General features: G+C 43.2%; 8 protein-coding genes and 1 tRNA gene. All 9 read right to left on the minus strand.

Annotated features, from left to right (window positions below):
- Positions 1-16: 16 nt before the first annotated feature.
- Entirely contained in the window at positions 17-598 is a 582-nt protein-coding gene (gene yihA / locus CXF70_RS13525) for a ribosome biogenesis GTP-binding protein YihA/YsxC (RefSeq protein WP_101803116.1), read from the minus strand.
- On the minus strand, positions 595-2,922 hold the full coding sequence (lon, locus tag CXF70_RS13530; protein WP_101803117.1) for an endopeptidase La: 2,328 nt from the start codon (positions 2,920-2,922) through the stop codon (positions 595-597). The genes yihA and lon overlap by 4 nt, the downstream gene beginning before the upstream one ends.
- A gap of 379 nt (positions 2,923-3,301) precedes the next feature.
- Complete coding sequence (clpX, locus tag CXF70_RS13535) at positions 3,302-4,573, minus strand: ATP-dependent protease ATP-binding subunit ClpX (RefSeq protein ID WP_084246347.1); 1,272 nt, start codon at positions 4,571-4,573, stop codon at positions 3,302-3,304.
- Between the two features lie 170 nt (positions 4,574-4,743).
- Entirely contained in the window at positions 4,744-6,027 is a 1,284-nt protein-coding gene (tig, locus tag CXF70_RS13540) for a trigger factor (RefSeq protein ID WP_101803118.1), read from the minus strand.
- Positions 6,028-6,129: 102 nt separating this feature from the next.
- Complete coding sequence (locus CXF70_RS13545; protein ID WP_101803119.1) at positions 6,130-7,107, minus strand: tetratricopeptide repeat protein; 978 nt, start codon at positions 7,105-7,107, stop codon at positions 6,130-6,132.
- A 174-nt stretch (positions 7,108-7,281) separates the two neighbouring features.
- Positions 7,282-7,905 (minus strand): YdcF family protein, encoded by a 624-nt coding sequence (locus tag CXF70_RS13550; protein WP_101803120.1) that lies wholly within the window; start codon positions 7,903-7,905, stop codon positions 7,282-7,284.
- A 151-nt stretch (positions 7,906-8,056) separates the two neighbouring features.
- Positions 8,057-8,130: transfer RNA gene (locus CXF70_RS13555), tRNA-Arg, on the minus strand.
- Between the two features lie 83 nt (positions 8,131-8,213).
- A complete protein-coding gene (locus CXF70_RS13560; protein WP_101803121.1) occupies positions 8,214-8,849 on the minus strand; it encodes a hypothetical protein in 636 nt (211 codons plus the stop codon).
- Positions 8,850-8,863: 14 nt separating this feature from the next.
- The coding region (locus CXF70_RS18240; protein ID WP_101803122.1) for a hypothetical protein at positions 8,864-9,851 on the minus strand (988 nt) is incomplete at its 5' end.

Below are 9,851 nucleotides of genomic sequence, written 5' to 3' on the forward strand. Positions count from 1 at the left end.
AGCCGCGCTTCCCTACTTACATTCTGCTTTCGATTTCTTTCCAGGCTTCTTCTTTGCCGAGTCCTGTTTCGGATGAAAAGACGATCAACGGATCCGTCTTCTCCATTTCAAGCGTGTCACGGACAATTTTCTTATGCTTGTCCCATTTGCCTTTCGGAATCTTATCCGCTTTCGTGGCAATGATGATGCATGGAATATCGTAATGCTTCATGAAATCATACATCGCAATATCGTCGCGGCTCGGCGGATGGCGCAAATCGACAATCTGAATCACAGCACGCAACGGTTCACGGTCCGTGATATAGCGTTCGATCATTTTGCCCCATGCTTCACGTTCACTTTTCGAAACTTTAGCATAGCCATAGCCGGGAACATCCACATAGAAAAGCTGTTCTTCTATTTTATAGAAATTCAGCGTCTGTGTCTTGCCGGGTTTCGAAGAAATACGCGCCATGCTTTTACGGCCGATCATTTTATTGATGAATGAAGATTTACCGACATTCGAACGTCCCGCTAAAGCGAATTCCGGCAGGCCGTCTTCCGGATACTGATCCGGACGCACGGCACTGATTACTAGTTCTACGTTATTAACTTTCATTTGTTTACTCCTTCTAAAGCGATTTCAAGCGCTTCGTCTGCCTCGGATACAAATTTGAACGTCAATTGTTCGCGGACTGTTTCCGGAATATCTTCGATGTCACGTTCGTTGTCCTTCGGCAAAATGATAGTAGTGAGCCCAGCGCGGTGTGCGCTCAATGTTTTTTCCTTCACGCCGCCGATCGGCAAGACGCGGCCGCGCAATGTAATTTCTCCTGTCATCCCCACTTCGCGGCGGATCGGACGTCTTGATAATGAAGACACTAGTGCAGTCGCAATCGCCACACCCGCAGATGGACCATCTTTAGGGACAGCACCTTCAGGAACGTGGATGTGGATATCATGGGATTCGTGGAAATTCGGATCAAGGCCAAGCGATTCAGCTCTTGAGCGGACAAACGATAAAGCTGTCTGCGCCGATTCCTTCATGACATCGCCGAGTTTACCAGTCAACTGCAATTTCCCTTTGCCTGGTGATAACGATACTTCGATCTGCAGCGTGTCGCCGCCGACAGTCGTATAGGCAAGCCCCGTTGCAACACCGATCTGGTTTTCCGTCTCAGCCATGCCGTAACGGAATTTGCGTTTGCCGAGATACTCCTCGACTTCTTTCTCCGTAACTTCCACAGCTTCCGTCTCTTTCGATACGATCTGCTTAGTCACTTTACGGCAAATCGCTGCCAGCTGGCGTTCAAGTCCACGGACGCCCGCTTCACGAGTGTAGTAACGGACAATGGACAATAAAGCCTCATCTGTAAACTGCAATTGTTCAGCAGTCAAACCATGCTCTTCCAATTGCTTCGGCGCCAAATGGTTCTTCGCAATCTGCGTTTTCTCAGCTTCTGTATAGCCAGCGATCGAAATCACTTCCATGCGGTCGCGCAGCGGTCCTGGAATCGAACTGAGATCATTCGCTGTCGCAATGAAAAGCACATTCGAAAGATCATAGGTTTCTTCAATATAATGATCGCTGAATGAATTGTTCTGTTCAGGGTCCAATACTTCCAGCATTGCTGAAGAAGGGTCTCCACGGAAGTCGTTCGACATTTTCTCGATTTCATCAAGAAGGAATACCGGATTGACCGTCCCCGCTTTTTTCATTCCTTGGATAATCCGGCCTGGCATTGCGCCGACATAAGTACGGCGATGGCCGCGGATTTCGGATTCATCGCGGACTCCCCCAAGTGAAATGCGGACGAATTTGCGATCAAGTGACTCGGCGATCGATTTCGCCAAGGACGTTTTACCGACACCTGGTGGTCCGACAAGGCAAAGAATTGGGCCGCGCAGTGATTTCGTCATCTGCTGGACTGCCAAATATTCGAGTACGCGTTCTTTGACGCTCTCTAATCCGTCATGGTCACGGTTTAAAACTTCCTCTGCATATTTGATATCCAAACGGTCTTCCGTTTTCTCAGACCACGGAATCGTCACGAGCCACTCGATATAATTACGGATAATGCCGCTTTCCGCTGCTGCAGAAGGCAGTTTTTCGTAACGGTCAAGCTCTTTAAGCGCCGTCTTTTTCGTCGATTCCGGCATGCCGGCTGCGTCAATCCGCTTTTTCAAGTCGGAAATCTCACCCGTTTTGCCGTCTTTATCGCCCAGTTCCTGTTGGATCGCTTTCATCTGCTCGCGTAAATAAAACTCTTTTTGCGTCTGCTCCATCGCTTTTTTGACCCGCTGGTTGATGCGTTTCTCCAAATCGATGACTTCATGCTCATTGTGCAGACGCCCAATCAGCATTTCAAGACGCTTGCTGATGTCGAAAGTCTCAAGGACTTCCTGTTTACCGGCCATTTTCAGCGGCAGATGCGAAGCGACCATATCCGCCAGGCGGCCTGGTTCTTCAATATCCGCAACCGTTTTATAGGTTTCGTTGGTCACTTTTTTCGACGCTTTGGAATACTTCTCGAAATGCTCGAGCAATAGACGCATCAACGCATCCTGCTCCGCATCCCGTTCAGTCTCATCAGGGAATGAAGTCACTTCCACAACTGCGAAGTTTTCTTCTTCTTCATAAGACTTCCACTGACCGCGTTCCAGTCCTTCGACCAGCACACGGATTGTGCCATTCGGCAATTTCAGCATCTGTTTCACATATGCCAGTGTACCGATTTTCTGCAGATCCTCTTTTTCAGGCTGCTCGACACTGATATCCTTTTGAGTCGCAAGGAATACAATATTATCTTCCAATAATGCCTGTTCCAGCGCAGCCACCGAACGCTCGCGTCCGACATCAATATGCAATACCATAGTCGGGAAAACAAGAAGTCCGCGCAGCGGCAATAAAGGCACTCGTTTTGTAACTTTCTTCTTAGCCATCTATAAGCCACCTCCGGGAGTTTGTATCGATAAATAATATTCTTGATGAACTCTCTCCAGAAGGACGCTTTCCGCGGGGAGCGGCCTTCTTCCTTTCATTCATCTTAAATTGATTCATTTAGATATGGAGCAAAACAGTGAAGACTCCCAGGGGATTAGAAAGGGAGTTGGCTTGACAACTCCCTTTCGAGCGATGTGCTGAGATCCACTCGGGCGAAGTGTAACGAGCACGAGTTAGCTCAGCGCGAGCCCCCAGGAAAGCGAAACTGTTTTGCGGAATATCGGTTATAAATTTACTCAAACAAATAAAACCAAAAAAATGGACTGAGCCCAGACCGCGCGGATGTGCACAATCTGAGTCAGCCCATATCATCCTAAATTATGCGGATGTTTTCTCATTATTATCTGCAATGTATTCAGAGCCATCTTCCAAGATGAGTTTTGGCTGAACTTTATCGGTAATCGTCTCTTTTGTGATGACACATTCAACAATATCTTCACGTGAAGGCAAGTCGAACATGACATCCAGCATGACGTTCTCGATGATCGAACGAAGTCCGCGGGCACCTGTTTTGCGTTCAATCGCAAGTTTGGCGATTTCAACCAGTGCTTCGTCTTCGAACGTCAATTCAACGCCATCAAGTTCCATCATTTTCTGATATTGCTTGATCAAAGCATTTTTCGGTTCAGTCAAGATCTGCACCAATGCTTTTTCATCCAATTGTTCAAGGCTTGCCAATACTGGCAGACGGCCGATGAACTCAGGAATCAGACCAAACTTAAGCAAGTCTTCAGGAATCAATTGGCTGAGCAATGATTTGTCGTCAAGCTCTTCTTTGTTTGGATCCGCACCGAAACCGATGACTTTATTGCCAAGACGGCGTTTGATGATCTGATCTACACCGTCAAAGGCTCCGCCCACGATGAACAATACATTCGTCGTGTCGATCTGGATAAATTCCTGATGAGGATGCTTGCGTCCGCCTTGCGGTGGAACGCTTGCAGTCGTACCTTCAAGAATTTTCAGCAATGCCTGCTGAACACCTTCACCCGATACATCGCGTGTAATCGACGGGTTCTCGGATTTACGGGCCACTTTATCGATTTCATCGATATAGATGATGCCTTTTTCAGCGCGTTCGACATCATAGTCCGCTGCCTGGATCAGTTTCAGCAGGATGTTCTCGACGTCTTCACCGACATAGCCGGCTTCAGTCAGAGATGTTGCGTCCGCAATAGCGAAAGGAACATTCAGGATACGGGCCAAAGTTTGGGCCAATAAAGTTTTACCGCTTCCTGTTGGTCCGATCAATACGATGTTCGACTTGGAAAGCTCGACATCATCGATCTTGCTTTGCGAATTGACACGTTTGTAGTGGTTGTAAACAGCGACGGCAAGCGATTTTTTCGCTTTGTCCTGGCCGATTACATAGCCGCCGAGGATATCCATGATTTCCTTCGGTTTAGGCACTTCCTTGAATTCCACTGCCTCTTCGGTACCAAGCTCTTCTTCTACGATTTCCGTACAAAGCTCAATACATTCGTCACAAATATATACACCCGGTCCTGCAACCAGTTTACGAACCTGCTCTTGTGGTTTGCCACAGAATGAACATTTTAGATGGTCTTTTTCGTCATTAAATTTGAACAATGTATTCACCCCTATTCAAGCCATAATCTTACAAGATTCTATAGCTTTGAGCAACTAATTAGATTCATGCCGCTGCGCAAAGCCTATGTGCAAACAATTATCTTCTATGTAGAGAAAACAAGGCGCGTCTCCGCGCCTTGTTCTTATTAAAACTTATGTGTTATGCAATATTAGTTGATTTTAGCGTTTTCCACAAGGAATTCAACAGTGTTCTGCATGCGGATATCGTTTTCAAGCATTTCAGTGCCGCCTAGTGCAGCTTTGATCTGCTCGATATCCATGTTGAATTGGCCAGACATCTTCTCAAGTTCTTTGTCGATATCTTCAGAAGTGACTTCCATGTTTTCAGCTTTTGCAATCGCTTCAAGCGTCAATGATACACGTACGCGAGTTTCCGCGTCGCCTTTCATCTGCTCGCGAAGAGCCGCTTCGTCCTGTCCGGAGAACTGGAAGTAAAGCTCAAGGTTCATGCCTTGTTGCGTCAAACGTTGTTCGAAGTCCTGCATCATGCGGTCCATTTCTGAATCGATCATTGCTTGCGGGATATCGATTGTTGCGTTTTCAGCAGCTTTTTGCACCAATTCGTCGCGTACAGCCGCATCAGCGTTTGAAGCTTTTTCAGCTGCAGCCGCTTCTTTCATTTTTGTGCGAAGTTCATCAAGGCTTGATACTTCAGCATCGATTTCCTTAGCGAACTCGTCGTTCAACTCTGGAAGCTCTTTTGCTTTAACTTCGTTCACTTTCACTTTGAACGTTGCAGCTTTACCTGCAAGTTCAGCAGCATGGTATTCTTCAGGGAATGTTACTTCAACATCTTTTTCTTCACCTGATTTCACGCCTACCAATTGCTCTTCGAAGCCTGGGATGAATGAATTCGATCCGATTTCAAGAGAATAGTCGTTTCCTGCTCCGCCTTCAAATGCTTCGCCGTCGACGAATCCTTCGAAATTGATCACTGCAGTATCGCCTTCAACGATCGCTTCGTCTTCTTTGACAGCAAGTTCAGCGAAACGCTCCTGGTTCTCTTTCAATTTTTCTTCGATTTCTTCGTCAGTCACTTCAGTTTCAGGTTTTGAAACTTCAAGTCCTTTATATTCACCAAGCTCAACTTCCGGTTTAACCGTCACTTTGGCAGTGAATACAAGCGGCTGGCCTTTTTCGATTGTTTCGATATCGATTTCAGGGCGGTCAACTGGGTTGATTCCCGCTTCTTCAACAGCGTTTGCATAAGCATCCGGCAAGATGAAGTCCAAAGCATCCTGGTAAAGAGATTCTGCACCGAAACGTTTTTCGAACATTTGGCGCGGCATTTTCCCTTTGCGGAATCCTGGTACGTTGATTTCTTTTACGACTTTCTTGAACGCTTTGTCCAGTCCGGCATTAACTTCTTCTGCTGGCACTTCAACTGTAAGTGTTCCTGTGTTACCTTCTTGTTTTTCCCATTTTGCTGACATATATAAGCCCTCCAAACATTTTTTACAAAAGTCATTCATACGTTTATACGAATTTTGACAACTTCAATATTATATCACACATGATACGAGGTTCAACTATTTCTATCTGTTGCGCATTTCAAACCACATTTCCGCTTGCATCAACAGATTTTGCAGGTCTTCATCACTCGTCTCGTCCGCTTCGCCTGTAAACAATAAATCCAGATAGGACATATAGGCTTCCGCCACTTCTTTTGCATCGTACTCATCCATCAGGAATGGATAAAACAGATAGACGTGCCGTTCAAACAGTTCATTCGCCATTTCAAGGCGTGTCGGATCCTTCGCCAATTGCTCGGCGAAAATCGCTTTTATGTCGTGTACACGCGTGCTTTCCTGAGGATCTGTAAGGTCTGAGATATTGAACTCGCCGATATAATGAAACTTATGTATGTTGACCTTAGCTATTATTTTTTCCTGCTGCATGATGAATAATATGTATGTCTTCGCCAATAAATCAATTTCCGGATGTTCGACGAGTGCAATCAGCTTATCTTTCAACGGCTTGAACGACGATGGCGGCAATTCCATTACTTTGCGTTCCTGCTCATAAGGATTCAATTTCAGAAAAACTTCCGGCGTAAACTGGTCAGCGTCGATCTTTTCGATCGATTTCGTGGCGATACGCTCATTGAGATCCCGCAACAGATGAAATTGTTCCAATCGTTCTTCCGGCAAGACTTTCTCATCGATCAGCGCTTCGATTACCCGCTCCGCTTCTTCAAATTCCCGAACCTGCATCAATATGCTTATGTATAATTCCATCGTTTCAAGGTAATGGATCGGTCCGACTTTCAGCAGCTCACGGCACACTTCCAGCGCTTCATCGTAATCGCCAAGCTCATATAGGCAATAGGAATAAGCCCCGAGCGCAGCCGGATGCTCCGGTTCATAGGTCAGCACCTGATAAAGGCCATCCCTCGCTTCCCCATAACGCTCCTGCTTCAGCATTGTCATCCCTTCTGTCAGCAGCCGTTCAATCGTAGTCGGAAAAACGACGACGTTGCCTTTCCGCTTTAATTCCCTGTATTTCTTACGCATCTTATCACCTCCGTCGCGCAATTATTGTCTATACCCTTGAACATTGCCTATTTCACAAGATTTAAACCTTTTGCGGCGGTCCCCGCATTTATTTTACTATACCACTTACTTTATCATTTTATGAATCGAATAAAATAAAAAATCCCTCCCCGACAGGGAAAGATTTTTCAGGAGTTAATCGCCGATAGACAGTGAGTAGGCCATGTATGCGCCGACTTCACGGAAAAAGAACGGCACGATCGTCGTCAGTGAATTGTATTCGGAAGTCGTAGTCGGTGAAGTGAAAGCTTCGAAGCCGGTATCCTCAGCCATCTGCAGTGCACGTTTCATATGAAGCGGGTCGCTTACCACCAGAAAATCCGTCAGTTCATGCAACTCGGCGATTTCAGCCACGAAGCGGAAGTTTTCAATCGTCACCATGGAACGATCTTCTATGTAAATATCTTCTTCCGGGACATTATGCGCTATCGCATAGTTTTTTGAAACAACCGCCTCAGCCAATTCCGAACCATTGGTCTTGCCGCCGGTGAAAATGATCTTATCGACATAATCGTTTTCATATAGCCAAATGGAGTGATTGATCCGTTCACGGAGCACAGGCGATGGTTCGTCCCCCCACACCGCGGTGCCCAACACGATGGCGGCATCCGCCTTCACGAGCTCGGAAGTTTTAGCATAAGTCCATATATCATAAGCGGCGGTGCCGCTGAATCCCACAAGCAATATCAAAGCAGCGATCACTATTTTAACCGGCAGTTTCGTCAGCAATTCCAGTTCATCCTTCTTTCTCTGATTCATCTATAATCACAAAACAGTTTAGCAAATCCGGTTGTTCGATTGGAAGGGTTTCTGAAAAAATAATTTCATTTTTTTCTGCCGCTTCACACAATGTCCAAACATACAAAAAGCCCTCCAGCCGATGACCGGCTGAAAGGCTTTTCCATAATTACGTCCCAGGAGCGATTCGAACGCCCGACCGACGCCTTAGAAGGGCGTTGCTCTATCCAGCTGAGCTACTGGGACATGGCTTTCTGCTCGAAAGTAGTGATTCGAACATTTACCGAACTTAGACCGTTATTATCTTCTTTCCTTATTATACTTTAGATTCACTTTTCTTCTAACAAATTAAATTGTTTATTTATGTTTCTTAGAATGCGTTTACTAAATGTTAAAGCATTGTCTATAAAAATGTCGTCTACAATTATTTCGCCAAATTCATCAATACTAAGAAATTCAGTTTCATTGATTACTTTTATAGCATTTTCATGGTACTTATTTTCAAAATCAACTTTGCCATTACTATGCATAATTCTGTTTCGGACTACTCTTAATGCGTTTAATAAATTCCATTCTTCTATTTCCATCAAATTTTCTAAGTCTAAGTTTTTTATGAGAAAGTTTTTATATCCCTCTAAATTGTCCGTTTGAGGTTTACTAGTTGTTCCTTTAATATCATTGACTTGAGTACAAAAATCTTGAAAATTAGCTTCTACAAATGCGTAAATATTTGAAACTAGTGAGTTTTTCATAATTTTCGGTAGTGTTTCTCTTAGTAAAACCATTTCATCGTATCGATAATCTCCAAAATATTCATCCTGTTCTTCTTGAGTTAATTGAAGTCCTTCGTCCTTTATCTGCCTTAACTTATAAGTCCATAGGCCGCTAGTTTCTTCAAACAAAGATTCAAGGTCGGACAAATAAGATAAAGTGATTTCGAACCAAGCCTCTTTTCCACGAAGCATTTTCTTACCCCCTACTACAATCTATATCTTCTAATAATATCAAAGGACAATTTAGATAGAACATGTTTGCCAATATTACTTTCTTCATTCATTCCTAAAAACAATAATCTTTCAAGTTCTTCTTTAGACGAAAATAAATCTTTCTCTTTTTCAAGTATTTCATTTATTCGACTAGCATTATTAATATAAAGATACCTATATAAATTTTTTATATATACATGGTGTCCCCAATATACATCCTTTAATGCAAATAATTCTATAGTTTTGTTTATTTTTTCAATTAAGAGCTTATCTTTAGTTAAAATTTCGAATTCAATATCAAAGTTTGCCTCTAGTCCAATAAGAGAATTAAAATCTAATCCATTAATTCTAAATTCTACATTTTTTTTAAATTCTTCTTCAAATGGATAAATAATTTCGTTATTATACAAGTCTATATTTCCTTTAAAAGTACTATTACATATATGACAGCAAGGAATAAGATTAAATATAGAAATAGCTAAATAGGGATATATAGATTTAGAATAAAAATGGTCTAACACAGCTCTTGTTCTTTTCCCTTCTTTTATAAAGGTCTGAACAAACTGTCTATCGCAATAGGGACATACTTCTAAATTTAAGAATTTCGTGTAATGGTAGGCATCCCAGGTATCTGCCCTTTCTTTTTTATAATTAGAAAACTTATCATAATCGAATATCTCTGCTAACGCTTCTTCGAAACTCCATTTCTCTGCTTTCTTCCTCTTATCAGTTAAAACTCGTTTTCTGTAAACATTTTTCATATCAATATTAAACTCTTTAACTGTGGTGTACTCGTTACTTCTTTTCCTTGGTAAATAATTTTCTAATTTATTAAGCACTATAAAGTTTCTTAATGTCCTCTCTTTAGCATTTACTTTTTCTTTTTTTCTTTTTTCTATTAATTTATTTATTTTAGCTTCAGAAATATCTTTTTTGACTTCCTTCTTGCCTTGTTTCCTTCTTTCCTTCTCTTTTTTTCCT

This window comes from Planomicrobium sp. MB-3u-38, assembly GCF_002836425.1.
In the GTDB taxonomy this organism is placed as follows: domain Bacteria; phylum Bacillota; class Bacilli; order Bacillales_A; family Planococcaceae; genus Planococcus; species Planococcus okeanokoites.

Excerpts from the sequence above, each read along its gene's own strand:
- yihA (WP_101803116.1), bottom strand. The coding sequence starts at position 598 with ATGAAAGTTAATAACGTAGAACTAGTAATCAGTGCCGTGCGTCCGGAT.
- lon (WP_101803117.1), bottom strand. The coding sequence starts at position 2,922 with ATGGCTAAGAAGAAAGTTACAAAACGAGTGCCTTTATTGCCGCTGCGC.
- tig (WP_101803118.1), bottom strand. The coding sequence starts at position 6,027 with ATGTCAGCAAAATGGGAAAAACAAGAAGGTAACACAGGAACACTTACA.
- CXF70_RS13545 (WP_101803119.1), bottom strand. The coding sequence starts at position 7,107 with ATGCGTAAGAAATACAGGGAATTAAAGCGGAAAGGCAACGTCGTCGTT.
- CXF70_RS13550 (WP_101803120.1), bottom strand. The coding sequence starts at position 7,905 with ATGAATCAGAGAAAGAAGGATGAACTGGAATTGCTGACGAAACTGCCG.
- CXF70_RS13560 (WP_101803121.1), bottom strand. The coding sequence starts at position 8,849 with ATGCTTCGTGGAAAAGAGGCTTGGTTCGAAATCACTTTATCTTATTTG.